Genomic DNA, 26,053 nt, shown 5'->3' with positions numbered 1-26,053 from the left:
TGGCAATGCGGGAGGAGGGCTTCAGACGCTGGTTAGAGGCTGAATACAGCCCAAAGACGATCAGCAACCATATCGCGCGACTGAAGCGCGTTGAACGCGCATTTTCTGATCTGGGTATTGCCCATGCGGACCTAGATTCCGCGTTTGATGCTGACGGGCTTAATGGCGTCATCGATAGGCTTCGGCGTTTGGAAACCGAGATAGCGGCAGGCAGCAAGCCGCCGGAGGCATTGGTGCCGGTGTCGGAAAATTATGTGGAGCGTGTGCCGCTGGCGCGCGCCTGGGTCGAGAAGTACCGAGACTTTCGGCTGAAGGATGCTAGTTCCCCGTCTAGCCAAGCTGATCAGATCCGCCGCTTCGTGATCGAGCAGTATGTCAAGCCGGCCCAAGTCAGTGGTTCTACCACATTCGACGTCATATCTGGTGACGTGCACCGCGCCATGGGCTTGTCAAATGCCATGCCAAATGTTTGCAGCGCGCTCGACAGTCGAAAGTTTAGCATGGAAGCTGGCGTTTCGCTCGCTGAGCGGCAAGGGCCAGCCAACAGCTCTACTGTCCGGTTCACGTTCAAATTTGACGAACCGGCCTTTGGCAGGGCCTACGTTGAGGCTGAGCTTCGTCGCCGATTTAAAAGCCCGATAACTGATAACGAAAAGATCATCGCGTTTGCGCTCGGAGATGGTAGGCAGATTGCTTGCCAACGTGATGTTTCTGGTGTCCAGATTTGGATCGAGGATTCTGAGACGGCGAGCGCGGCACCCGCTGCCAAACTGCGTCACTATTTGCCCGAGCAGCCGCGCCATTCAAACCTTCCACAACGGTTGAAACACTCGCCATCTGGCGGGGTGCCAGCGCGGCGTGTGGTGATGGTCACGATTGATAATGCGCCAATGCTTCGTGCTGTTCTCGACTGGTATGAGAACACCGGCGCGATGCTCAATCGAGACGCGTTGCAGCAACTGAAAGCGACATTTCTGGCGCGCTATCCAGATTTTGAGTTGGATGGCTTCCCGGCTACGACCGGCGGGTATTTTGATGAAGAACGCCGCTATAAGAATGTTTTGATTGAGCGTGCGTCTGCGGCTGTGGTTGATTGTGCTGGTCAGCCAGACGAGGTTTTGGGCGGGCGATTGCTTGATCTACTGACGGGCCTCGCCGGTGTGCCGTGCGGCCTGCTGGGATGGCGCACAGATGCGCACATCAAAAAGTTGCGGGTCAGCCATCCTGGTGTTCTGGAGGCACTGGCGGGACGACTGGCCAGGGTAGACAACATCAATGCCGGGATCGCCGCATTCGTGACCGAAAGCTGGCCATTGCTGAGCGAGGGCCAGAACAGCAAGCCCTATAGCGAGTCCCGAAGCATCCCCTCGATGCTGGCAGCGTTACTCCAACCGGACGTGGCCTTTGGCATCAATACCGATCCACTGTGGCGCACCGCCCGCGCGCTGACGGGCAGTTGGATCACGGGCTCCAATCCACTCACCGAGGATGAGTACGCCGAGATACTAGCGCTGGCGCATAAACTAAAGACTGTCATGGCGGACGAATGGGGCTGGGCACCACAGGATCTGTGGGACGTCCAAGGCTTCATCTGGGCCGTCAACCGTTCCGATCAACCAACAGAAGCTGCTCGTATTGAAGGGATCGATGCCGTGGTTCCCGCACACCCGCCAACCAACTTGATTCTGTTTGGGCCGCCCGGCACCGGCAAGACCTTCTCCACAGCTGCTGAAGCCGTGCGGCTGTGCGGCGAGGCCGTGCCGGAAGACCGGACCGAATTGATGAACGTCTATCGCCGGCTGCAGCAGGAGGGGCAGATCGCGTTCGTCACTTTCCACCAGTCGATGAGTTATGAAGACTTTATCGAGGGTAAGGAGCCGACAACCAGCGATGGCGACGGGGAAGGGGGCACAGGCTTTAGGCTTGTAACCAAGGCGGGCATTTTCCGAGAGTTCGCGGGCCGAGCTGCAAGACGGCGAACCAAGGTGGCCGGGCCGCTGGCCATTGCGCTAGAGGGGCGCCACATTTTCAAATCGTCCATTGGTGACGCGACCGATCCGGCTGACGAATATCTTTTCGAAGAGGCGATTGCTGGTGGATATACTCTGCTGGGCTTTGACGACATTGACTGGAGCGATGAAGAGTACGCCAAGCGAGAAGCCATTATCGCAGCATGCCAGGAGGCGGAAGGCAGCAGTACGACGCTGAACGCCATGCATGCCCGGGTGCAGATGCCCTTCATCTTTCGCAACTGGGTGAAACCGGGCGACATCATCATCGTGTCGAAGGGCATCGGTCTGTTCCGCGCAATCGGAGTGGTGACGGGCAGCTATGAATTTCACCCTCGACCGGAAGGGGGTTATGCTCATCGTCGTGCAGTGGACTGGTTGTGGGTAGACCGCGCCGGCGTTCCAGTTGGTGAAATCTATCAGCGCAAGTTCAGCATGCGCACCATTTATCAGCTTTACGACGATCTGGTGAACATACCGACGCTGGAAGCCTATATGAACAGCCAGCGGCCTGTGGGTGCTCCTGAGCTGCCGCCCGAGCAGTTTGTGCTCATCATCGACGAGATTAATCGCGCCAACATTTCCAAGGTGTTTGGTGAGCTGATCACTCTGCTGGAACCAGACAAGCGTATCGGACAACCCAACGAGTTGAGCGTCAAACTGCCATATTCCGGGGAGCCCTTTGGCGTACCGTCAAACTTGCACATAATTGGCACAATGAACACGGCAGACCGCTCGATTGCGCTACTCGACACGGCACTGCGGCGGCGCTTCTCGTTCAAGGAAATCATGCCGGACCCAACGCTGTTGCCCACCGATGTGGACGGCATAAACGTGCAAGCGTTGCTCACCTCCATCAATGCCCGGATAGAGTATCTGTTCGACCGTGAGCACCAGATCGGCCATGCCTATTTCATGGGTGCCGACACGCGTGAGGCGATCGATGACGTGATGCGCGACAAGGTCATCCCGCTGCTGGCTGAATATTTTTACGAGGATTGGGGCAAAGTGGCTGCTGTTCTGGGTGATGCGGCGGGGGAGGGACGCTTCCTGGAGCGCCAACAGCTTCAGCCACCCGCTGGCTTGGATGCGGACGGAGGCAGTGAGCCGCGCTACAGGTGGACTGTGAAGTGCCCATTTGCTGCCAGTGCTTATAGTCAGTTTGTATGATCCGCCGCACCGTCATGGAGTGGAAGTCGCTTCGCTACGGCGACGCGGATACCGAGGGCTTTATTCCTGACTGGGCGGCCAGCCGGATCGCCGCTGTCGCCAGTGCCTCGCCGCTTGGCGGTGACGGCGGCACTCGCATTTTGAGTCATGGCCGCAAGGAGCTGCGGGCGGCCCAAGTGGTTGGCGTCATTGCGGCTGATGGCTGCGCACTCGAAATCCTCCCCAAGATCGATGGTCTGGGCAGTGGTGACGGCGAGGATGACGTTTCCAGGGGGCGCATTCGGAGAAAACTTGTGCACATGCTTGCGACCGTGCTGGACTTGGAAATTGCCAGCGGCATCATCACCGATCTGGGCTGGCAGCGCGAAAACCTCCTGGAAATCCTGATCGGACTGTTTGCACGCAAGCTGGCAGATGCCGTGCGGCAGGGGATCCCGCGGCGTTACACTGAGCATGCGGACGATCTGCCGGCGCTGCGTGGGCGCTTGAATGTCACACGCCAGTTCACAACCTTGGCTGCCAGCCCACAAAGGCTGGCATGCAGATTCGACGCGCTGTCTCCTGACATTGCCATCAACCAGATCATGAAGGCAGCTGTGCTGCGTTTGGGCCGCATCTCCCAAAATGCGGCAAACCAGCGGTGCTTGCGGGAAACTGCGTTTGCCTATGCTGACATTCAGGATGTGGCGGTTTCAGCGCTGCGCTGGGATGATGTGGTCCTGGATCGAACCAACGCACGATGGCGTGAACTCATCAGCTTGGCGCGGCTGTTGCTGGGCGGCCGCTTCCAGACAACGTCAAGCGGAAGTGGAAAGGGCTTTTCGCTGTTGTTTGAAATGAACACGCTGTTTGAGGAGTATGTGGCGCGCACACTGGCAGGTGCGCTGCGAGGGACGGACTTGTCGGTTCATGCACAAGCTGGGCGCCGCTACTGCCTGGAGGAGATTGTGGATGGCCGCGCCGGGGCACAGCGCTTCCAAACGAAACCAGACATTCTCGTCAAGCGTGACGGCGCCACGGCACTCATCATCGATACCAAATGGAAGCGACTGAGCGCGCGCATCGAAGATCCGAAGCAGGGCATCAGCCAGGCTGATGTTTATCAAATGATGGCGTATGGCAGACTCTATAAGTGTCCGCGGCTCATGCTTCTCTATCCATGGCACGCGCAATTGGGCCGCGATCCAGGCCCCACCGCCCTCCACCGCTTGGCGCTTGATGGCTGTGATGAGCAGTTGATCACGGCCACAACCAACGTGGCTGAGCCGCGGCTTCAGTTGGAAACGGCGCTACGCACCATGATCATGCAGTGCGTTGCTGCAGGCCCACAGGCAGCAACGGCGGCGGCTGAGCCTTTGCCAGCTTGATGCAGCGGCTGTGGCCACGCGGAGACCGCTCAAAGCATGCTGCTGTGAATGTTGAAGTTGGCCGTATGGCCACGGCCCACGGATGACGAAAATGAAATTTTATCATGTGCTGAAAGCGACCGTGCGCCTCCACTATCCTCTGGCGGCTTTGTCCAACCAAGAGGTGACGAAGTCCACCTCGACGCGGTCCATCGCTGAGAGCGAGGGCTGTTTCCTCATTATCCCATCTAGGGCAGTGCGCGCTTCCCCCGCCGCGGCCGCGTCACCGGTCTCCAAGGCGCGGGCGGTGATTATATAGAACTGTGCAGTCGTGGAATGCGGGAGGCTCTGGTCCACGAGTAAGTCCTCAAGCCTTGCCCGCGCATCCGATAGGGACTGCGTACTAGTTTCCTCGTATAGCGCGTCGTCGCCGAACATGTGAGAGAACACCCGCGCTCCGAGGAGATTAATCAACCCCTGGAGTTGGACGCGTTTCGCGATGTCCGGATCACTCCAGTCATTCTTTCCTTCCAGTTTAGAGACCGCACGTTCCAGCTCACAGACTGCATCGTCAAACTCCGATTGCAGGTCAGCTTCTGGCACGATCCTCATTAGTTCGGTGTCCTGGCCGTCAATCGGAAGCCGTTCCTCTGCCATCTGCACGATGATCACCGAAAGCACGAGCGTCGAGCGCTCTACTCGGTCTCGCAATTCGGCCAGGTGATCGGTGCTGTCCGCTAGGTTCCGGTCGAGTAAACCCCGTGCACGGACAAAATCGTCTGCGGTGATGAGCTGCATGCGCATGGCGAGCGCCTCGCAATATCTAGCCTCGCGGATCCACTGCGCTGTAGGACCGCCGCGTCGGCGGTCCTTGAGGGCCAGCTGCGCGCACAGCTGCGCGTGTTGCCACTTGTCGACGGCAAAAAAGATGCAGCTGGCGAGAAGCTTGGCGGCGAACGCGGACTTCGGATCGTCCCAAAGTTCGCGCAGGCGGGCGGTGACCCCCGCGGTGCCCCCACCTGCGGCGCGGAAGTTCCTCAGAAGCGCATTGAGCCAGGTCGTTGAATGGTGGCCGGATGCGCTTGCGAAGCCGAGTTCGCGGGCCGGGTCCACGCCGATCAGTTTGACTGGTGCGCGGTGGTCGACCATGCCGTTCTCGGCGCCGTCGTGCGCAGCCTCTAGCCACTCCAGCGCTGCAACCCGGAGGTGGTCGTCGCGAATATGCCCCATCCCCGCTGAAACCGACCTAGCGGCCGCCTCGCGCATATCTGGGCTCGACAGTAATTGTGCCAACGATCTTGCGCTAATATAGTCTCCAGAAATGTCGCTAAGCACGTAGTCACTATTAGCAAGGCATATGGTCATGACGTGCCGTGACCAAGCGTCAACATTGTAGCGAAGTCGAGTATCGTATTGCTGTACTAACCGAGAGCGGAGGTTGTAGCCGTCATAGAGCGGGCCGAGTGCCTCCTCCACTCGATCGAATACCGTACGGAGCGTCTCGAGATCATCTGGCCGGACGCTTCTGGACATGTTGGCAAAGTTAAGGAGTGGCGCGTAAACGTGTGGATGCCGCAAGAAGTAAGGGATGCCTTCCTCCGAGAGACGCGCTTCAAGCTCCCGATACGCCTCATGTATGGCAATGTCAGCAGTCACGAACACAAACTTGACCTTAGGGTTGGTGCCCAAAGCTGCGAGGTTGCCACGGTACATCGCCTGAATCGCCGCGAGCGTGCGGGCGTCGTTGTCGACGTTCTTTGGTGACTCCAACAGCTTGCCTCGTGCCTGCTGCAGCCGCTTGCGCTCACGTGCGATCGGACCCTGCCAGCGCCGGAAGTCGCCATAGTTGACAGACGCGCTGCCGAGGTTGGAGTAAAACTCGCAGCGGCTGAGGTCTCGTACGCCGGCCTCCTTCTCGCGCCCGTCTTGGGAAGCCCGGCCATCCTGGAACGTGCGCCTGATTCGTTCCTCTTGGGAGACCGTGCTCATGAATGCAACAAATGTCTCGCCGACGCCAATTTGATGCGCTGCCTGAAGTCTTTCAGCAGGCCCCACCGCCATTACTTGCCTTAGCGCGGCATCAAGCTTCGTCGGGTCGGGCGGGATTGCAGGCTCTGTAGATTTCGAACCGTTCTTCGCGGCGTCCCGCCAGGCTGCCCGCTGCAGGCTCCCGCGGGCGTCGCGCTCGAGTTTTAACGTCCTGTCAATCGCCTCGTTCCAGTGCGAGGGACTTACGTAGGCGGACTGCTTCTGTCCCGGCAATCGGTGTTCCATCAGGAACTTCAGCGCGAGCCAGCCGCTATAAGTGGCGACCTTCGGGTCTAGCAGTTCGTCCATGCCTAGGCGGCCGGCGGTGCCTGTAGGGTCGCGGCGCCAATAGGACTCGAGCACGCTAGTATCGAACACGTATACGATCTCGCCCTCCTTGCGGAAGTCGCTGTCCTCCTTGTTGAGGATAGCGAAGTCCAAGAGGCGTTGAGATGCCGCTGAATATCCGCCAGCACTCATCGTGCAGACTCCAGCACGAGAAGGAGCTCGTCTGCGTCTATCGGGTCAGGCATCTGGTATTCCTCCACCATGGCCCGGCGCCGCTGGCCAAGCTGCTCAACCATCCCACGCACGCCGTTGCGACTAGCGCCCCCCACTAATGCTGAGAGCTTCGGCAACTTGCCGGCAGCGAGCATGTCTTCTAGGAAAATCTTCATGGACGGATTGGCATCCATTTCCTTGCCAACGCTGATTGCTACCTCCGAGGTCCCATTTATCCAGTCTGAAGGCCAGCTGCAGGCATCCTCGAGCAAGGCGGCGCTCTTCCAGCCGGCGACATCACCGGGCAGCGCTGTAAACAGCTGCTCCATGAATTCCGCTCTGGCGGCTTCTGTCGCGCAATGGTCCCAAGCGTAAGCACAGATCTCATGAACCGTCGCCACCCTGGACCGAGGGTCGAGTTCGGACAGGCGAGGAACGAAACTGCGCGCGACGAACGCGTTCGGGTCCGTGCCGCCCAGCAGTCGGAAAAGATGCCAGAACGAGGCATCCTGACCATTCACGAGACCCTCTCCGGAAAGATGGTGTCGCAGCGCCTTGGCGACTCTTTCTGGTACGAACGAAGAAGGCGACTGCCCGCGCGTGAGGGCGTCGGCGAGCTGCACAATGTAGTTTCCTACTGGGTAGAGCCTCAGTGGCGGAAACGCGAGATGCGCTTCGTAATCACCATCCGCTAGGGCATTGAACCCCTTCAGGAGCCAGTCGCACCATTCAAAGTCGTCCCAAGCAACGGCGACGCGTTCCAAGTCGTCTGCGTCAGTCAGACGGACGGCTATCGTCCGCGATCCTGGCCCGGCGCTCCTTATCGAAAAGCTCAGTCTGAGGTCCATGTCCCGCCTGATCGCCGGTTCGACGGCGGCAAGGGTAAGCCTGGCGTCTTTGATCAAGGAAGATACTGTGTTCGATTGGCCAACACCGCCTGTCTCGACTGTCTCCACCAATCTTGAGACTGCGCGATAGAAAACCTCAAGCATCGGCGGGGAGGCGTCGCTCTTTAGCCACTTAATGCCTATGCGAATGGCGACGTCGGGGCGCCGGTCAGCCAGCCGCAGTAGGCGGGAGAAGCGCGTCGCCGCGGCGAGCGATGTTGTCGGGCTCATACGCTCATGCTCGTGGCTTCCTGCTAGCCAGGAGGCGGGCATAGGCATCGTTCAGGGTGGCAGCCAAAACCGGTGCCGGTGCCCCTACGGACTTCATGAGCCAGTCCTGTTCTTCCGCCGTTAAATCCGTGCTGCGGAGCCGCTGGTGGACTTCATCCGCGGGCAGTGGTCCGACCCGCACGGGCGTCACCGTGGAGATTGCGCGGCGCCAGCGGGTGGCCGGTCCGCGGCCGCCGAGGACCGAGCCGACGCCGTTCTGCCTCGAGTTGTCGGCTACGCCGGCTATGGCAAAACGCACCCCGATCGTTTCAAGTGCATCATCTTCAACTAGGTCGATCGCGTCGACGTAAAGGACTAGGTTCGCTTCCGTCAGCAGTGATCGCTGAATGCGCGCGATGGCGTCCAGCAGAAGGTCGTGCATGATCGAAGAGGCTTCGCGCTGTAGTGTATTCCTGTCGGCGATCGCATTCCTTAGTCGCCCGTTTAACCTAGGCGCGATAACCTCGTTGATAAAGTTCTCAACGTTGTCAACGGTTCGCTCGAAGGCGCTGTCGGTTGCCTTGTCGCGAGCCATGTCGATGGCACCGTCAGTTGCCCATCCGAAGTCCTCCAAAATGCCGGCGGCCTCTGCCGCATCCCCCGCGTAATGGAAAGCAGCAAGGCCGGCGAAGCTTACCGTGAGTTTAAAGAAAGCGGTGCCAGCTTTCTCGGCTGACGTTCGGACTAGTTTCGGTGCCGAATGCTTGCGACGGGTCTCCGCCGTCCAGATCGCATAGAATGAGTCGAATGCGGCAAGGTGCTGACCCAGTCTGCTTATCCCCTTCGCGCTGTTGATGCGCGTTACAATGTCGTTGCGTAAAACGGCAAGCATTTCGCAGGCAGTTAGGCAGGCAAGTCCACGGTCGCATAGGTCGAGCAGCACAGGGAGGCGTTCGCGCCGGTTGTCAAACCTGCAGTCCGGCATTTCGTCAATGATGTAGTTCTTAGTAGAGCGAGTGACACCAGCGCCAGCTGGATCCCCAAGCAGCATCAACAACCGATCAGCGCCGTTTGCAGTGTCGTGCAGTGCGGCGTCCACGTGGGATCGAGAAATGTAAGGAATGTCGCGCGGCACGCGCGCGAAGGTGTAACGTGCCAATCAAGCGCCCCCCAGAATATTCATCCACAATATTGATGAATTTGGGCGGATCAAGCGTAAAATTCCCTATAATTGCAACGAGCTCCAAGCTGCTCAAGCCGTCTAGCCTAGATTGTCATGGCTAGCGGGATGTTAATGATGAGGATGGAGGCAGGCCGCTCGGCAGAGAGGTCGACTTCTGGTCCCCGACGAAATGTGGTCTCATGCCTCATCGACCTCCCGTGACAATCGGAGGAGCCTGACCTAAGATCTGCGGGTACAGGTGAAGATGGCGCGCGGAGAGACAATCGTTACGTTTGTAGCTTTCGACTGTTTGTAGTTCTTCGTCGCTTATGTCACTGATGTCGCCGAGCTCAAGGGCTCTTTGGAGGCGGGTATGCGCAGCAAGCCCTAGCTCGAAATCACTTGGATAAACTCTTGCTCATGCCGCATTCCCACAATGGTTCCAGTGACGGATCCCAAGGCTTCGGCCGCTTCGTGCCCCCTCTTGCCACCAGGAGTTCGAGTTGCGTTAAATGCGAACAGTTCACGTGACCTGTCAGATCGCGTGAACTCAAGCGGATAGCCTCGCCCAACAGCTTCATAACAGAATTCCCGTGGCTACTCTGGCGCACTGGTCGGATGCGTTGAGCTCAGTGCTACATTGCACCATGATCGCTACCGCAACTCATGACAAAAGCGTGAAAGTGTCATGGGTGGCGAGTGGTAGCCGGCAGGCGCGTGGAGAAGCGCCTGGCTGCGCGCTGCTGGCGCAGAAACGCTTGCTTCAGCCAATCAGCTTCGGACTTGGGGCCCTGGAAGCTGACGGTCTTGGTCGAACGCCACCAGTTGAGAATGGCGCCCTCAGCTGTTCGAAACTGATAGTGCCCGCCGGTGAGCTTCCGCCATGCTCCACAGACCCCCAAACTCGCCAGTAGATTCTTGAGAGCCAAATGTGTGTCGTAATGCTTGATCATCGATCGTCCTGGGTGCTGATATCCGAGACGATTATAGAGAAGATAAATATTTAAAAACAGTAGGTTGTGTTTCCCATATGATGCTGCGGCTTCCTACGGTTTGCCCGTGGAGCACGGTGACATTGGCCAAACGGGGAGCCCAGTTGGCGGGTCGATTCGCTAGGTTGAGTTGTTTGCGTGGCGAGTCGAGGCACAGCAGTTGAGCTTGGCTACTTCGCGCTTGGGCATCAAGCGAATGCGCACAAAGTGGGGAAGCTGCAAGCCAGAAAGCGGTACAATCTGGCTTAACCTGGACCTTGCCAAGAAGTCGCTGCTAGGCCTCGACTATGTCGTCCCACATTAGCTCGCTCACCTGGTATCGAACAAACATGACCAACTGTTTCGGGCAATCCTTGATCGGTTCATGCCATCCTGGCGCCTAGTCAGGGCCGACCTAAACGCGATGCCGCTGTCATCTAAACCGGCGCTTGGTAGCCTAGCCATACAGGTCATCGCGTGTTTGGCTAGGCTACTTACAAAGTGGCGCTCTAGGCTTTGTTAGCTGCCTTCTGCCAAGCTGTCGCAAGCTTCTCCCAATCGGTCAGATCCTCTCCTGGGGCGGGATACGCGAAATCGATCGGTGCCCTTGCCTTACGAGCTTCCGATTTTTGCCAATACACAGCCCATTCCGACTGAAGGTCGCCTGTCCGTACCTGCTCTTGACGGGCGTGCCACGCTTTTAGACGCCGCTTCGTCACTCGAGCAATCTCAGCACCCTCAGCGACGCCCCAAATTAGCTTGGGAAGCTGCATCAACGACAGACACTCGATCAGCCTGACGTGCAAGAGCTTGAAGGGTTTCACCTTCCGTAGTTCCCACCCACCGTTGCTGGTCGGGGCGATGAACTTTGCCGCGTCGGGCGCCTTAAACAAATAGGCACTGGTCCTCGCTAAGGCTTCTGGCGTCTCTATGCGACGGACGTTGACGGTCCTTACATTGAGACCGACAACCCTTAGGGTCTTTGACCTGCACAGTGCGGCTTCCAGTGCCTTTGGCTTGGCCTGCTTGACGTGCACCCCTGATTGGTACCGATCAGAAGTAGAGTCCTGTGCTTTGATGGCTGATGGTTGATGTGATGGCAACGGGGTTGGGGGCATGCCCCCAACCCCGTTGGCCGGCGATCTCGGCAGGGGTGCATCCGCCCAGTTTCGAGTGCGGCCTGACGGTGTTGTAGTCGTGCTTCCAGGCCGCGAGGATCGATCTGGCGTGCGCCAGCGATGTGAACAGGGTCTCGTTCAGGCATTCGTCGCGCAGCCGGCCATTGAAGCTCTCCACGAAGGCGTTCTGCGTCGGCTTGCCCGGCATGATGTAGTGCCATTCCACCTGCCGCTCCTGTGCCCAGCGCAGGATGGAGGTCGAGGTCAGTTCGGTGCCATTGTCGCTGACCACCGTCAGCGGCTTGCCGCGGACGGCCGCCAAGCTGTCCAACTCCCGCGCCACCCTTGCACCGGACAGCGACGTGTCGGCCACCAGCGCCAGGCACTCACGCGTGAAGTCGTCGACCACGCACAGGATGCGGAAGCGCCGGCCGCAGGCGAACGCATCACTGACGAAGTCGAGTGACCAGCGCTGGTTCGGCCCCTGCGGCATCGTCATAGGTGCCCTGGTGCCCAACGCCCGCTTGCGGCCGCCACGGCGGCGCACCTTCAACCCTTCTTCCCGGTAGATCCGCAGGAGCTTCTTGTGGTTCGGCGCATGCCCTTCGCGCGCCAGCAGATACCCCAGGCGCCGATAGCCGAACCGCCGCCGTTCGCCAGCCAGCTCACGCAACCTGGTGCGCAAGCCAGCATCATCGGGACGGGTCGGTTCATATCGAACCACCCGCCTCGCGACACCGATCAGACGACACGCCCGCCGCTCGCTCAGCCCGAACGTCTCCCGGGCATGTGCGACCGCATTCCGCTTCGCGTCGGGCGTCACCATTTTTTTGAGCTGATGTCTTTCAACACGGCGATATCCAGCATCGCCTCCGCCAGCAGCTTCTTCAGCTTGGCGTTCTCATCCTCCAGCGACCGAAGCCGCTTGGCCTCGGACACCTCCAGGCCACCGTACTTGGCCTTCCATTTGTAGAACGTCGCCGAACTGATCCCGTGCCGCCGGCAGACCTCGGCAGTCGCCATGCCCGCCTCCTGCTCCTTCACGATCCCAATGATCTGCTCGTCCGAAAACCTGCTCCGCTTCATGCGTCCGTCTCCTCGAGAAACGGACTCTACCCAAAAATGGGACCAATTCAGGGGTGCACGTCAACCGGAACGCGGCGAAGTGGAATGCCGCTGATGCTGACAGCTTCGGCAGTCAGCAGCTCGCAAAGCCAGACCCAAGTGTCCTCATCCATGCCGCTCTGGAGCACGTCTCGGGTAAGACCGGCATCATCCAGGTGTGCGACGCCGACTTTGAACAACCGGTTCGACTGCTGTGCGTGCTGTTTCACCGACGGCCATGTGGCCAACTTGATGGCGTTGAGGATCGAGTACAGACCACACAGTGAGTCGAGATGACCTTGCTCGGACGCGCCCAGTTGAGCAGCGGCTTCAACAAGCTGATTCCGAGGCGCCATGATCAATATTCCTGGGCAAGCATGACTGTCAGCAGGCGCGTGGTGACGTTGGGATCAGAAGGGTCGGGCGACCCGAACTCCAGGCTGCTGTCGTAGTAATCTATCTTCCACAGAAGGCGCTGAGCCATCACCGTAAGCGCGCCAAAGTCGCGCTCGCCATACGGGCAATTGTCGTCGGAGAAGGCATCAAACGTGCGGACAGCAAACACGATGGCCTGAACCGTCTCTGGATCCAGGGCCGCAACGCCCGCCGTGATCAGCCATCGCCCGCCGCGGCCATGGCACCGCAGCTTGTCATTTAGCTGAGCAATTCGCTGGGTCCTATTTGCTGCCTCTGTAGGGCTGCGGGGGGCGCAGCTGTTCTCATCGCTGCCAACCATGGCATCGTTCCTTTCGACTGAAATGGGCTGTTGGGAGACTGTTCAGCAGTAAGAGCGCTGTTGGGGATGTGGCCAGACTGGCTGCTCGCCTAGCGTTTCACGCTGGCGCTTTCGATCGTACTGAATGAGGCTGATGACGATCTTGAGGGTGGTCAAAGCAGCTGAACCAGTTTTCGCTGAGCGTCCCGATCGCCCTCGATGTAGCGCTCGGTCGTAGTGAGCGCACGGTGGCCAGCGAGCTCCTGCACGTCTCTCAATGAGCCGCCAGTCTTTGCCAGAAGTCGTGCTGCCTGGTGATGAAGGTCCTGCGTCCAGAGTGGGACGAACACCCTTCAAATTGAAGCTCACGATACAACGCCGAAAACCAGTTTACGACCGACCGGGGCGTCATCTGTCGGTCCCGCTCTGAGCGAATGACGGGTCCATTCTCAGGTCTGCCCATCGCCGCCCAAAGCGTGAGAAGGCCGGCTCTCAGCTCATGGTTGATCGGAACCCGACGGCTGCGGCCATTTTTCGCGATTAGACCTGAGACGTCGAGCTCATGTGTCATCCGCCCGTTAGGGCCTAACACCATGGACCACTCTAGACCGGCAATCTCGGCCGCTCTCAGTCCCGCTTTGAAGCTCAGCAGGACCATGACTCGGTTACGCTCTGGGTGGCGGCAGTTTGAAATGTGGTGGAGAACACGGCGCAGGTCGGCCGAAGTCAGCACCTTGGCGTGCTTACTCATTGGAGGTTCCTAATTTTTGGGAATGGCTCGACCGTATCGGCCAGCATCATCATTGTGCCACAAAGCGGCGCGAAAGTCAAGATAAATGAATAATATCAGTATATTAGATAGAGCGCGCCTGGCGTGCGTGCCTGCTGACCAGGCACGACGAGGCGTTGCCCTCAGTTACTACTGATGACCCTGCACGGTGGTTGCTATGTGGTTGCTGACCCCTGTAGCGAAGTACGAGAGAGCTCACTAAGTCTTTGAAAAAATGGTGGACGCACTAGGGCTCGAACCTAGGACCCGCTGATTAAGAGTCAGCTGCTCTACCGACTGAGCTATGCGTCCACGCTGCCGTTTCAGGCACCGGAGCCGGCGGGTGTGCCGCCGTTCGGGAGCGCGCCTTTAACAAGGGGCTTGGGGGTTGTAAACCGGTTTTTGCGTGTTCAATCAAGGTTCGGGCGATTGGCGCGGGCGACGCCCATCACCAGGCCCAGCAGGATCATCACCGTCATCATCGAGCTGCCGCCCCAACTGATCAACGGCAGCGGGATGCCGACGACGGGAGCGAGGCCCATCACCATCATCATGTTGATCGCCAGATAGAAGAACAGGGTGGCCATCAGGCCCAGCGCCAGCAATCGCTGGAACTGGCTGCTGGCGTTGATGGCCGTGCGGACGCCCCAGGCCAGCACCAGGCCATAGAGGATGATGACGAACAGGCCGCCGAACAGGCCCCATTCCTCCGCCATGGTGGCAAAGGCGAAATCGGTGTGCAGTTCGGGCAGATAATCGAGATGGCTTTGCGTGCCCTGCAGGAAGCCCTTGCCGGACAGGCCGCCCGAACCGATGGCGATCTTGCTTTGCGTGATGTGATAGCCGGCGCCGCGCGGATCGCTTTCGGGATCGAGGAAGATCAGCACACGCTTGCGTTGGTAATCATGCAGCAGGTTCCACGCCACCGGTAGCATGGCAGCCACGCCGGCCAGCGCCGTACCGAACAGCCACAGCCTGACGCCGGCCAGAAACATCACCACCACGCCGCCAAACATGATCGACAGCGCGGTGCCCAGATCGGGTTGCAGCATCACCAGCCCAACCGGCATGGCAATGATGGCCAGGGCTGGCAGCAAGACATCCGGTTTGCTTTCGTAACCCTTTGGCACATATTGGAAATATCGGGCCAGCGCCAGGATGATGGCCAGTTTCATCATTTCCGATGGCTGGAATTCCATGAAGCCCAGGTTGAGCCAGCGCTGGCTGCCGCCCTTCACGGCGCCCACCAGCTCCACCCCCACCAACGCCACCAGCAAGGTGAAATAGATCGGCCAGGCCCATGCCAGCCAGCGTTCGGGCGGCAGCATCGCCAGCGCCAGCGCGCCGACCAGCAGGATGGCAAAGCGCACCCCATGTTTCAGCGCCCAGGGATCGAGCGAGCCGCCGCCAGCGGAATAGAGCACCATCGTGCCAAAGCCGGCGATGGCGCTGATCAGGAGCACCACGCCCCAGGGCAGACGTGCCAGTTCGCGGCGCCAGGGGCCGTTGAGCAGATCCATCGCCCGGCCCCTATTCCGGTTCGCGCGGCGGTTGCGGCGCGTCGGGATCGGCGATTTCGAAAACCGGCGGCTTGATGTCCAGCTTGAGCCAGCTGGGCATCAGGCGGCGGTTTTCCTCGGCAATGCTGTCTGCCTGCTCCATGCTGGCACGGCTGGCGCGGCGCTCTGCTGCCTCGGCCTCGATTGACGGCAACACGGCGAGTGCGCGTTCCGGTTCGAACAGATAGGTGAGGACATCGCGCGCGATTGGCGCGGCATAGCGGCCGCCGGCAATGCCATGTTCCAGGATCACCGACACGGCATAGCGGGGTGCGCCGGCCGGGGCAAAGGCGACAAACAGCGCATGGTCGCGCTGTTTCCACGGCAGCGCTTCGTTGCGGATCACGCCGCGCTTGCGCTCGGCCATGCTGATGCGGCGCACCTGGGCCGTGCCGGTCTTGCCGGCGATCAGCACATCGGGCACCGGGCTGCGTGCGGCGCGGGCGGTGCCGTAACCGGCGTTCACCACATCCACCATGCCCTGGCGCACGATGGCCAGATGCGATTCCGGGATGCCCAATGGGGGGAAGTCCGGCGTGCGCCCATCATCGATCAGGCGCGGCAGCACCGCCTTGCCGCTGGCCAGCCGCGCCGTCATCACCGCCAGCTGCAGCGGATTGGTGATGATATAGCCCTGGCCGATGGACGCGTTCAGCGTTTCGCCCTCGCGCCAGCCCTTGCCATATCGCTTCTGCTTCCACGCCTTGTCGGGCACGATGCCGCCGGCCTGGCCGGGGATGGGCAGGGGATATTCCTGCCCCAGGCCCAGCCGACGGGCCATGGCGGCGATGGCATCCACGCCCACGCGGCGGCCCATGGCATAGAAATAGGTGTCGCAGCTCAGGGGCAGGGCGCGGTGCATGTTGACGCCGCCATGGCCGCGCCGCGCGTGGCAGTGCCAGGTGTTGCTGCCCAGCCGATAGGCACCGGTGCACAACACCGCCTCATCGGGATCAATCCCGGCCTCCAGCGCGGCCAGCGTGCTCACCATCTTGAAGGTGGAGCCGGGCGGATACAGGCCCATCGCGCTCTTGTTCAACAGCGGCGTGTGGTCATCCTTTTGCAGGGCGTTCCACAATTTCGCCGGCACGCGGGTGGAAAAGATATTGGGATCATAGGCCGGCATGGAAACCATCGCCAGCACATCGCCGGTCTGGCAATCCATCACGATCACGCTGGCCGAATTGTCGCCCAACCGGCGGGCGGCATAGCTTTGCAGGTCGCGATCGATGGTCAGCTTCAGCGTATCGCCTGGCTTGTCGGGCCTTGTGCCCAGTTCGCGCACCAGTTCGCCGCGCGCCGTCACCTCCACCCGGGCGGCACCGGCAGCCCCGCGCAGCCGCCGGTCTTCGTGGCGTTCGATCCCGTCCTTCCCGATGCGATAGCCAGGGTAGATCAGCAGCGGGTTTTTCTCCGCGCGATACTGCTCCGGCGTCGGTGCGCCGACATAGCCGATCAGATGCGCCAAACGCTCGCCTTCGGGATAGTGGCGCGAAAAGCTCTGCACCGGTTCCACACCTGGCACGGTGGCCAGCCGCACGTTGCACGCCGAAAACTCGGGCCAGGTCAGCCCTTGGCGCACCACCACCGGCATGAAGCGCGGCTGGCTGGCGATGTCGTCGCGGATACGAAGTTCGTCATCCGGGCTGATGTCGATAACCTGGCGGATGGCGATCAGTGTCGCATCGAGATCGCCCATATCGGCCGGACGCAGCTCCAGCCGGTAATCCGGGCGGTTCATGGCAATCGGCTTGCCGTGGCGATCGACGATCCAGCCGCGGCGCGGCGGCACCAGGCGGTTCTGCACCCGGTTGCCTTCGGCCTTCAGCCGATACTCGTCGCCTTCGAACAGCGACAGAAACGCCATGCGCCCGGCCAGCAGCGCGCCGGTGCCCGCCATGCCGGCGCCCAGCAGCAGCGCCCGCCGCGTGAAACTCGCCCGGCGGACGGGATCATCCATGGGACCAACTGGGCACACTGCGCGCCAGCCGGCGCTGCACCGCCACACACAGGCTGAGCAGCAGCGGCCAGGCAATCATGCTGGTCAACACCTGCCACAGCATCGGCAGCACCGGCTCTGGGCGCCCTGCCAGCGCCAACAGCGGCCCACTGGCCAGCGTGCAGGCGAGGACCAGCAGGCTGACGCCCAGCCAGTCGACAAGATGGCTGCGGTCCACCAGCAACAGATCGAGCAGGCGAATGGAACCCGCCGCCACGGCAAACAGAGTGGCATTCACCCCAATGGGCAGGCCGAACAGCAGATCGGCCAGCGCCCCGATCAGAAAGGCGAGCCATGGCGGCATCAGGGCCGGTTGCAGCATGGCCCAGGCCAGGATCGCCATCAGAACCAGATTGGGCATCGCCGGCACCGGCAGCGGCAGCGGCGCCAGCATCAGGATCAGCATCAGCGCACACAGCGCCGCCGGCACGCCATAGCGCCACAGGCTGAGCAGCCAGCGCCGCCGCTCATCCGGCGTCATCAGCAGGGCAGGGGGCGGCTGCGGTGCGATCATGGCACGGTGGCCGGCACTGTGGCCGGCGCGGCTGGCGCATCGCGCAGGCGCGGTGGCGGCGCGCCCTTGCGGCGCGCTTCCACCGGCACCGGTGCATCGAACACCGGGCCCTTGGGGGCATCATCCGGGATCGGCAGCCAGGCCCTCTCCACGGTCACAAAGGCAGCGCCCAGCGGGCTGGCGCCCAGGCGGATTACCGGCTGGGCGGCGGCAGGATCGGTCACCACGCCAACCAGCACGCCGGGGGGGAACACGCCGCCATCGCCCGATGTGACAATGCGGTCCCCCGCCACCAGCGGCACATCCGGGCCGATCCTGTCGACCAGGATGATGCTGGGCAGTCCGCGCCCGGCGGCAAGGCCGGCCTGGCCGGTGCGCTGGACAATCACCGGCACGCGGCTCTTGGCATCGGTCAGCAGCAGCACACGCGCGCTGTTGGTTCCGACTTCGATGGTGCGGCCGATCAGGCCATCGGCGCCGATCACCGGCAAATCGCGGGTCACCCCATCGGCCATGCCAGCGGCGATCATGGCGCTGCGCACCACGCTGCCGGAGGTGGCCGCCGCGATGCGGGCCGTGGTGATCGCCTGGCGGTTCGGCTCCCGCACCGCCATCAGGCGTTTCAGCTGGGCCAGTTCACGGCTTTGCGCCTGGGCCAGGCGCAGCCGGGCATTGGCCTTGTCCAGTTCGGCCTCCAGCGCGTCGGCGCGGGAGACGGCGCCGAAATAATCCCCGACGTGGCCCGCCACCCGGGCTGCACCATCAATGGGTGCGCGCACCACATCCCACACCGGCGCCACGATATCGCCAGCCGCCGCGCGCACGCCGGCCCCGGTTTCGGGGTTCACGCGCGCCACCAGCAACAGGATCAGGCCGGCGGCCACCACAGCGCCAGACACCACGGCCGACACCAGCGCGAGATTCTGCTCCCGCCGGATGGCGGTCGGTCGGCGCGGGGATTGGCTCCAGTCCAGCACGCAGCTCGACTCCCGACAGGCGTGGGCCTCAGGCGGTGATCAGCACACCGCGGTACATCGGATCTTCCAGCGCACGGCCGGTGCCGATGGCGACACAGGTCAACGGCTCTTCGGCCACGGTCACCGGAAGGCCAGTGGCCTCGCGCAGCACCACATCCAGATCGCGCAGCAGCGCGCCGCCGCCGGTCAGCACGATGCCCTGGTCCACGATGTCGGCGGCGAGTTCCGGCTGGGTGTTCTCCAGCGCGGCGCGCACGCCTTCCACAATGGTGGCCACCGGTTCGGCCAGTGCTTCCGCAACCTGGGCCTGGTTGATCTGGATCTCGTTGGGCACGCCATTCATCAGGTCGCGGCCCTTGATGTCTATGGTTTCGCCCACGCCATCGGCCGGCCGCTTGGCGGTGCCGATTTCCTTCTTGATGCGCTCGGCGGTGGCTTCACCGATCAGCATGTTGTGGTTGCGGCGGACATAGTTGATGATGGCTTCGTCCATCTTGTCCCCGCCCACGCGCACGCTGGTGGTATAGGCGAGACCCTTCAGCGACAGCACGGCAACTTCGGTGGTGCCGCCGCCGATATCCACCACCATAGAACCAATGGGTTCGGTCACCGGCATCCCGGCGCCGATCGCGGCGGCCATCGGCTCCTCGATCAGATAGACCTGGGTGGCGCCGGCATTGTTGGCGGCATCGCGGATGGCGCGCTTTTCAACGCTGGTCGAACCCGACGGCACGCAGATGACGATTTCCGGATAACGGCCGAACCGGCTGGACTGCACCTTCTTGATGAAGTGCTTGATCATCTGTTCGGCCACATCGATGTCGGCAATCACGCCATCGCGCAACGGGCGGATGCACTCCACATTGCCCGGCGTGCGGCCCATCATCACCTTGGCCTCATTGCCCACCGCCTTGACGATCTTGTTGCCGCGGATGGTTTCGATGGCGACCACGCTCGGCTCGTTCAGCACGATGCCGCGGCCGCGCACATAAACCAGCGTGTTGGCGGTGCCCAGATCAATGGCCATATCCTGGGCAAGGAAGGAAAACATCCGGGAAAAGGGCGACATGGCGGTGGTTACCATCAGGGCATGAGAAAGGGATTCGCGAACGGGCGCGACGGACTGGCCGCCATAGTCCCGCCGCCACGGTTTTTGCAAGCGCGAAGGCCATTTCGGCAGCACCGATGGCTGACAACACGCCCATCTGCCCCTAAAACAGGCCAGTGCCCATTCGCCGCCTGCCCGAAACCCTGATCAACCAGATCGCCGCCGGCGAGGTGGTGGAACGGCCTGCCAGTGCGCTCAAGGAACTGGTGGAAAATGCGCTGGATGCCGGCGCCGCCCGCATCGCCATCCGGCTGGCCAACGGCGGCATCGACGGGCTTGAGGTCGCCGATGATGGCCATGGCATGGCGCCCGATCAGCTGCGCCTTGCCGTTGAACGCCACGCCACCTCGAAACTGCCCGATGATGATCTGTCGGCGATTGCCACCATGGGCTTCCGTGGTGAGGCGTTGCCGTCGATCGGCTCGGTCGCCACCCTCGCCCTGACCAGCCGGGCCGGGGGGCAGGAGGGCTGGCGGCTGGTGGTGGACAATGGCCGCATCACCCACGACGGCCCGGCCGCCGCCGCACCCGGCACGTTGGTCAGGGTTGATGGTCTGTTCGCGGCGGTGCCGGCCCGGCGCAAATTCCTGAAATCGCCGCGGTCCGAACTGGCGGCCTGTCTCGATCATGTCCGCCGGCTGGCCATGGCCAACCCCGATGTCGGCTTCAGTCTGGAGTCGGAAGGCCGGCGCCTGCTCAATCTGCCGCCGCTTCCCGATGCCACCCCGGCCTCGCTGCTCGCACGGCTGGCGGCGATCATCGGCAGTGATTTTGCCGACAATGCGGTGGCTGTCGATCTGGAGCGGGAGGGGCTGCACCTTGGCGGCCTGGCGGGCCTGCCCACCTACAATCGCGGGGTGGCCGATCACCAATATCTCTTCGTTGGCCGCCGACCCGTGCGCGACCGGCTGCTGCTGGGGGCGCTGCGCGGGGCCTATCAGGATATGCTGGCCCGCGATCGCCACCCGGTGGTGGCACTGTTCCTTGATGTGCCGGGCGATTTTGTCGATGTGAACGTGCACCCGGCCAAGACTGAGGTGCGCTTCCGCGATGCCGCCCTGGTGCGCGGCCTGATCGTGTCGGGCGTGCGCCGGGCGCTGGATGCCGCCGGTCACCGCGCGGCCACCACCGTGGCCGATGCGGCACTGGCGGCCTTCGTCAGCGAACCGGCCCTGGCGCCGTCCAACTGGGGTGCGCCTGCCATGCAGCCACCCAGCCGCGCAGAGCCCCCCAGCCTCGCAGAGCCACCCCGCCTGTTCACCGAACTGCCACCAGCCTTTGCCCCCAACAGCACCGCCGGGCAGACCGCGCCGCCCGCGCCGCCGCCGCCGGCCACCCGCTTCCCGCTTGGTGCCGCACGCGGCCAGGTTGCCGCCACCTATATCATTGCCGAAACCGATGACGCGCTGGTGCTGGTCGATCAGCATGCCGCCCACGAACGCCTGACGCTCGAGCGCATGAACCGGGCCCTGGCCGGCGGCCGGGTCGCCACCCAGGCGCTGCTGGTGCCCGAGGTCATCGACCTTGATGATATTGCCGCAGCCCGCATCACCGCCCGCGCAGGGGAACTGGCCGAACTGGGGCTGGAGATCGAGGCCTTTGGCCCTGCCGCCGTGCTGGTGCGCGGCACGCCGGCGCTGCTGGGGACGTGCGATGTGAAGGGGCTGATCATCGATCTGGCCGATGATCTGGCCGCCTTCGGCAAGGCGCTCACGCTCAAGGAAAGGCTCGACGCCGTGGCCGCCACCATGGCCTGCCACGGCAGCGTGCGCGCTGGCCGGCATCTTTCGATCGCCGAAATGAACGCCCTGCTGCGCGAGATGGAGGTGACCCCGCACAGTGGCCAGTGCAACCACGGCCGCCCGACCTGGGTGCGCCTGGCCAAGACCGACATCGAGAAATTGTTCGGGCGGCGGTGACCGCGCTGTTACTGCGAACCACTTGCATTAGTGACGCAGATCGTTGATAACGTCTCGCAAGAGCAAGGCTCTGGCGATTCGAGAGGCCGTCTGTGTTCGTTTGTGTGTGCAATGCGCTGAAGGAACGGGATGTGCGTGAAGCCGCGCGCGCCGCTGGCAAATCCTGCCCCAAGGCCGCCTTTGCCCAGCTGGGTTGCAAGCCCAAGTGTGGGCAGTGCCTGCCGTTCGCCCGCGAAGTCGTGGAAGACGCCCACGCGTGCCGTTGATACTGCAAGTGCGTTGCAGTAATAAGTATCAGAAAAATCACGCTTTTTCTTGACCGCTGTCAAATTTGCAGGCATCTTCTCGGCAACAGTGAGGAGATGGTGCCATGCGTGGCGATGCCAAGGTGATCGAATTTCTGAACGCCGTGCTCAAGGGTGAGCTGACGGCGGTCAACCAATATTGGCTGCATTATCGCTTGCTCGACAATCTCGGGATCAAGCGGTTGGCCGATTATGAACGGCACGAATCCATCGATGAGATGCGCCACGCCGACAAGCTGATGGAACGGATCTTCTTCCTGGAAGGTCTGCCGGGCATGCAGGCGCTCAATCGCCTGCGCATCGGCGAGACGGTGGAAGAGGTGTTGCAGGCCGATCTCGAACTGGAGTTCGAAGCCATCGCCCTGCTGAAGGATGCCATCCAGCATTGCGAGGCCGTGCGCGACTTCGCCAGCCGCGACCTGTTCGCCGAAATCCTCAGCGCCGAGGAAGAACATGTCGATTTCATCGAGACGCAGCAGACAATGATCAAGCAGATGGGCCTGGGCAACTATATCCAGCTGCAGTCGCGCCCTGCCGGCGAATAAGCGCGCGCCACACATGAAAAGGGCCGCCGTGGCATCCCACGGCGGCCCTTTTTACATGCGGCCAACCGCTCAGCGGGTGCTGGCGTAGAGGCTCCACAGATTGGCGATATCCTTCATGCCGCCCTTTTCATCAACGGCCTTGAACGCAGCCAGCGCAGCGGCCTTCTGGCCGCCCTTCACAGCAGCAATGCCCTTGAACACGCGGGCAAAATCGGCATCCGGGCCGTTGGCGGCAATCGCCTTGTCATAGGCGGCCATCGCCTTGGCATAATCATTCAGGCCCAGATAGGCGTTGCCACCCTTGAAGGCGGTGGTGGGCGCGGCCGAGAGCTTCACGGCTTCGGCGGCTTCCTTGGCGACGCCACTGGCAGCGGCAGCCGCCAGCTTCTGGCTCATCGTGTCGCTGCCAGAGCCGGCCTTGTCCAGCGCGGCCTTGGCGGCGGCGGCCTGGCCATTGATCAGCGCCAGCTTGGCGAAATCGGTCAGATCCTGCGGGCGGTTCAAGTTCCCGGTGGTCATCATCAGATGATAGAGCGCCAGCTTGGCTTCGCTGCGCATGTTTTGGCCCTGCATCTCGGTCAGCAGCACCTTCCAGCGCGCCGGCGACGGGTCAGACTTGATCAGGCGGGTGGTGGTGGCGAGATAACCGGCCTTGTCGCCGGCCTTGAACTGGGCGCCGGCCAGATTTTCCAGATAGACGCTCTTGGCGCCGTTGCTGGCGATCAGCTTGTTGTAGGCGGCAACAGCGGCCTTGTGATTGCCCTGGCGCGACATCGACTGGGCGACCAGGATCTGGCTGGCCTCACCCGGGCAGTTCCGGGCAATGGCGACCGCCTTGTCGAGCTGGCCGGCGCGATAATAGAGCGGACCCAACTGGCCGCAAGGGGCGCCGACCTGTTCCAGCGCGGCAGCGGCCTGGCCATACTGGCCCACCGCGGTGAAGGCAAAGCCGGCCATTTCCGCCGTCTTCTGCTTTTCTTCGGCCGTGCTGGCCGCGGCGCGGGCCTGGGCAATGGCAGCGGCCACGCCGGCAGCGTTGCGCGACTTGGCGGCAGAGGCCGCCGCATTCAGCGCATTGCCAACCGCCTTGGAAACAGCCGCGTGCGCAGGCATGGCGGCAACAATCAGGCTGGCGGCGATCAGCAGACGGGCATTGATCGACATTGGCTCTCCTTGGTCTTCTTGTTCCAAACCCTGTCAGCCGGCCCGTTGTCACGCCGGCCCCACACACAGGCGAACCAAAAGGGAATGGCCGTGGCGAATCCCTCCCGCTCCCTCCCTGAGCGCGAGGGGCAGCCCATAAAGCAAAGTTGCGCCCGCGCAACGGGGCAAATGGCCCCAACTGCGGGCGATGGTTGCACGGCAGCGGCGAAGCGCCTAATCGCGCCCACACAGCAGCGACATGAGGAGAGGGACCATTCGCGCCTTCATTTTCCCCGGACAGGGCAGCCAATCGGTGGGCATGGGCAAGGGCCTGGCCGATGCCAGCCCGCACGCCCGCGCCGTGTTTGAAGAGGTGGACGAGGCGCTGGGCCAGCATCTCACCCGTCTGATGTGGGAGGGTCCGGAAGACGAGCTCACCCTCACCGCCAATGCCCAGCCGGCCATCATGGCTGTCGGCATCGCGGCGCTCCGCGTGCTGGAAAACGAAGCCGGCATCCGCCTGGCCGACAAGGCCGGCTTTGTCGCCGGCCATAGCCTTGGGGAATATACGGCGCTTTGCGCTGCTGGCTCGCTCAGCCTTGCGGACACCGCCCGCCTGCTGCGGCGGCGTGGGGAGGCCATGCAGGCCGCCGTGCCGCCCGGCGTCGGCGCCATGGCCGCGCTGCTCGGCCTTGATTTCGAAACGGTTCAGGCCATCGCCGCCGAAGCCGCCGGAACGCAGGTGTGCGCCGCCGCCAACGACAATGCCAACGGCCAGGTCGTCGTCTCCGGCCATGTCGAGGCGGTGGCCCGTGCCATGAACCTGGCCAAGGCCAAGGGCGCCCGCCACTCCGTGCTGCTGCCGGTCTCGGCCCCCTTCCACTGTCCGCTGATGCAGCCGGCTGCCGATGCCATGGCCGCCGCGCTGGCCGCCGCACCGATCGTGGCGCCCACCGTGCCGCTCGTCGCCAATGTCACGGCTGCCCCGGTCAGCGATGTCGACATGATTCGCACGCTGCTCATCGAACAGGTTTGCGGCACCGTGCGCTGGCGCGAATCCGTGCTGGCCATGGCGGGCCTTGGCGTCGAACAATTTGTCGAACTTGGCGGCAAGGTGCTCGGCCCCATGATCCGCCGCATCACGCCTGATGTGCCCACCATCACCGCATCCGACATGAGCGGTGTGGAAGCCATTGCGAAATCAATTGCCTGAGGGGCCATCGCCCGAGGAGACCCAGCATGTTTGATCTTTCCGGCATGACCGCGCTTGTCACCGGTGCCTCTGGCGGCATCGGCAGCGCCATCGCAAAGGCGCTGGCCGCCCGCGGCGCCCGTGTTGCCCTGTCTGGCACCCGCGCTGAAGCGCTTGCCGCCGTGGCCGCCGAATGTGGCCCCGATGCGGTGATCCTGCCCTGCAACCTGTCCGACAGCGCTGCTGTCGATGCGCTGGTGCCCCAGGCCGTCGAAGCGCTGGGCGGCCGGCTCGACATTCTCGTGTCCAACGCCGGCATCACCCGCGACAACCTCGCCATGCGCATGAAGGACGAGGAGTGGGCAGACGTGATCCGCATCAACCTTGAAGCCACCTTCCGCCTCTATCGCGCCGCGGCCAAGCCGATGATGAAGCAGCGGTTCGGCCGGCTGATCTCCATCACCAGCGTGGTGGGGGCCACCGGCAACCCTGGCCAGGCCAATTATGCCGCCTCCAAGGCTGGCCTGATCGGCATGACCAAGGCGCTGGCCCAGGAACTGGCCAGCCGCAACATCACCGTCAACGCCGTGGCGCCGGGCTTCATCGTCTCGGCGATGACCGATGCGCTGCCAGACGCCCAGAAGGAGGCACTGACCGGCCGCATCCCCGCCGGCCGTCTTGGGGCGGGTGAGGATATTGCCGCCGGTGTCGTCTATCTGGCGTCGAAGGAGGCGTCGTACGTGACCGGGCAGACGCTGCACATCAACGGCGGGATGTACCTGGCGTAACGCCGCGAGCGCGC

Annotated in this window: 22 protein-coding genes and 1 tRNA gene; 8 read left to right on the top strand and 15 right to left on the bottom strand. The window is 62.4% G+C overall.

Going from position 1 to position 26,053, the window contains the following annotated elements:
- The first annotated feature begins 5 nt into the window (after nt 1-5).
- Both AC6BOR_RS04150 and AC6BOR_RS04145 read left to right on the top strand, forming a co-directional pair.
- On the top strand, nt 6-3,179 hold the full coding sequence (locus AC6BOR_RS04150) for a DUF8426 domain-containing protein (RefSeq protein WP_498060610.1): 3,174 nt from the start codon (nt 6-8) through the stop codon (nt 3,177-3,179).
- Nucleotides 3,176-4,546 (top strand): McrC family protein, encoded by a 1,371-nt coding sequence (locus AC6BOR_RS04145; protein WP_498059938.1) that lies wholly within the window; start codon nt 3,176-3,178, stop codon nt 4,544-4,546. The genes AC6BOR_RS04150 and AC6BOR_RS04145 overlap by 4 nt, the downstream gene beginning before the upstream one ends.
- A 132-nt stretch (nt 4,547-4,678) precedes the next feature.
- Here the strand turns inward: AC6BOR_RS04145 and AC6BOR_RS04140 are convergent, their stop codons facing one another.
- The 4 genes from AC6BOR_RS04140 to AC6BOR_RS04125 form a co-directional block, all read right to left on the bottom strand.
- Nucleotides 4,679-7,033 (bottom strand): hypothetical protein, encoded by a 2,355-nt coding sequence (locus AC6BOR_RS04140; RefSeq protein WP_498059937.1) that lies wholly within the window; start codon nt 7,031-7,033, stop codon nt 4,679-4,681.
- Nucleotides 7,030-8,172, bottom strand: a complete 1,143-nt coding sequence (locus tag AC6BOR_RS04135; protein ID WP_498059936.1) for a hypothetical protein — start codon at nt 8,170-8,172, stop codon at nt 7,030-7,032. Before AC6BOR_RS04135 ends, AC6BOR_RS04140 begins: the two co-directional genes overlap by 4 nt.
- Before the next feature lie 4 nt (nt 8,173-8,176).
- Nucleotides 8,177-9,310: a hypothetical protein gene (locus AC6BOR_RS04130; RefSeq protein WP_498059935.1), complete on the bottom strand. Its 1,134-nt coding sequence runs from the start codon at nt 9,308-9,310 to the stop codon at nt 8,177-8,179.
- A 689-nt stretch (nt 9,311-9,999) separates the two neighbouring features.
- Complete coding sequence (locus AC6BOR_RS04125; RefSeq protein WP_498059934.1) at nt 10,000-10,266, bottom strand: hypothetical protein; 267 nt, start codon at nt 10,264-10,266, stop codon at nt 10,000-10,002.
- Between the two features lie 169 nt (nt 10,267-10,435).
- Here AC6BOR_RS04125 and AC6BOR_RS04120 point away from each other — a divergent pair, with 169 nt between their 5' ends.
- The gene (locus tag AC6BOR_RS04120) at nt 10,436-10,609 is read left to right on the top strand and encodes a M48 metallopeptidase family protein (RefSeq protein WP_498059933.1); all 174 of its coding nucleotides are present in this window, start codon (nt 10,436-10,438) and stop codon (nt 10,607-10,609) included.
- A 728-nt stretch (nt 10,610-11,337) separates the two neighbouring features.
- On the opposite strand, the gene AC6BOR_RS04115 is transcribed toward AC6BOR_RS04120, so the two are convergent.
- From AC6BOR_RS04115 to AC6BOR_RS04070, 10 genes are all read right to left on the bottom strand, one after another.
- Nucleotides 11,338-12,488 (bottom strand): IS3 family transposase gene (locus AC6BOR_RS04115; RefSeq protein ID WP_498058281.1). Its coding sequence is split into 2 segments (ribosomal slippage): nt 11,338-12,236 and nt 12,236-12,488, totalling 1,152 coding nucleotides; the frame shifts between segments, so codons are not numbered across the junction.
- 47 nt (nt 12,489-12,535) lie between these two features.
- Entirely contained in the window at nt 12,536-12,862 is a 327-nt protein-coding gene (locus AC6BOR_RS04110) for a hypothetical protein (RefSeq protein WP_498059932.1), read from the bottom strand.
- Between the two features lie 2 nt (nt 12,863-12,864).
- On the bottom strand, nt 12,865-13,242 hold the full coding sequence (locus tag AC6BOR_RS04105) for a DUF3768 domain-containing protein (RefSeq protein WP_498059931.1): 378 nt from the start codon (nt 13,240-13,242) through the stop codon (nt 12,865-12,867).
- A 253-nt stretch (nt 13,243-13,495) separates the two neighbouring features.
- Nucleotides 13,496-13,972, bottom strand: coding sequence for a tyrosine-type recombinase/integrase (locus tag AC6BOR_RS04100; RefSeq protein ID WP_498059930.1), 477 nt, complete (start codon nt 13,970-13,972; stop codon nt 13,496-13,498).
- Nucleotides 13,973-14,226: 254 nt separating this feature from the next.
- Nucleotides 14,227-14,302: transfer RNA gene (locus AC6BOR_RS04095), tRNA-Lys, on the bottom strand.
- Nucleotides 14,303-14,400: 98 nt separating this feature from the next.
- Complete coding sequence (gene rodA / locus AC6BOR_RS04090; RefSeq protein ID WP_498059929.1) at nt 14,401-15,510, bottom strand: rod shape-determining protein RodA; 1,110 nt, start codon at nt 15,508-15,510, stop codon at nt 14,401-14,403.
- A 10-nt stretch (nt 15,511-15,520) separates the two neighbouring features.
- Nucleotides 15,521-17,509, bottom strand: a complete 1,989-nt coding sequence (mrdA, locus tag AC6BOR_RS04085) for a penicillin-binding protein 2 (RefSeq protein ID WP_498059928.1) — start codon at nt 17,507-17,509, stop codon at nt 15,521-15,523.
- Nucleotides 17,502-18,062 carry a rod shape-determining protein MreD gene (gene mreD, locus AC6BOR_RS04080; protein WP_498059927.1) on the bottom strand — a complete coding sequence of 187 codons (561 nt, stop codon included), beginning with the start codon at nt 18,060-18,062 and terminating at the stop codon, nt 17,502-17,504. The genes mrdA and mreD overlap by 8 nt, the downstream gene beginning before the upstream one ends.
- Nucleotides 18,059-19,039 (bottom strand): rod shape-determining protein MreC, encoded by a 981-nt coding sequence (mreC, locus tag AC6BOR_RS04075; protein WP_498059926.1) that lies wholly within the window; start codon nt 19,037-19,039, stop codon nt 18,059-18,061. The genes mreD and mreC overlap by 4 nt, the downstream gene beginning before the upstream one ends.
- 28 nt (nt 19,040-19,067) lie before the next feature.
- Entirely contained in the window at nt 19,068-20,108 is a 1,041-nt protein-coding gene (locus tag AC6BOR_RS04070; RefSeq protein WP_086116894.1) for a rod shape-determining protein, read from the bottom strand.
- A gap of 155 nt (nt 20,109-20,263) precedes the next feature.
- Here AC6BOR_RS04070 and mutL point away from each other — a divergent pair, with 155 nt between their 5' ends.
- The 3 genes from mutL to bfr all read left to right on the top strand — a co-directional run bounded on the left by mutL (nt 20,264) and on the right by bfr (nt 22,916).
- Complete coding sequence (gene mutL, locus AC6BOR_RS04065; RefSeq protein WP_498059925.1) at nt 20,264-22,066, top strand: DNA mismatch repair endonuclease MutL; 1,803 nt, start codon at nt 20,264-20,266, stop codon at nt 22,064-22,066.
- Between the two features lie 92 nt (nt 22,067-22,158).
- Complete coding sequence (locus tag AC6BOR_RS04060; RefSeq protein ID WP_086116792.1) at nt 22,159-22,332, top strand: (2Fe-2S)-binding protein; 174 nt, start codon at nt 22,159-22,161, stop codon at nt 22,330-22,332.
- A 104-nt stretch (nt 22,333-22,436) separates the two neighbouring features.
- The gene (gene bfr, locus AC6BOR_RS04055) at nt 22,437-22,916 is read left to right on the top strand and encodes a bacterioferritin (RefSeq protein ID WP_498059924.1); all 480 of its coding nucleotides are present in this window, start codon (nt 22,437-22,439) and stop codon (nt 22,914-22,916) included.
- A gap of 69 nt (nt 22,917-22,985) precedes the next feature.
- Here bfr and AC6BOR_RS04050 read toward each other — a convergent pair whose 3' ends face one another.
- Complete coding sequence (locus AC6BOR_RS04050; RefSeq protein ID WP_498059923.1) at nt 22,986-24,080, bottom strand: tetratricopeptide repeat protein; 1,095 nt, start codon at nt 24,078-24,080, stop codon at nt 22,986-22,988.
- Nucleotides 24,081-24,333: 253 nt separating this feature from the next.
- Here AC6BOR_RS04050 and fabD point away from each other — a divergent pair, with 253 nt between their 5' ends.
- Nucleotides 24,334-25,272 carry an ACP S-malonyltransferase gene (gene fabD, locus AC6BOR_RS04045; protein ID WP_498060609.1) on the top strand — a complete coding sequence of 313 codons (939 nt, stop codon included), beginning with the start codon at nt 24,334-24,336 and terminating at the stop codon, nt 25,270-25,272.
- A 26-nt stretch (nt 25,273-25,298) separates the two neighbouring features.
- Nucleotides 25,299-26,039, top strand: coding sequence for a 3-oxoacyl-[acyl-carrier-protein] reductase (gene fabG / locus AC6BOR_RS04040; RefSeq protein ID WP_498059922.1), 741 nt, complete (start codon nt 25,299-25,301; stop codon nt 26,037-26,039).
- Nucleotides 26,040-26,053: the final 14 nt, after the last annotated feature.

It is taken from the genome of Sandarakinorhabdus sp. FBCC-B8862, assembly GCF_059745315.1.
Note: the sequence above shows the minus strand (reverse complement) of the source record. Positions and strands in the feature narration are given on the sequence as shown.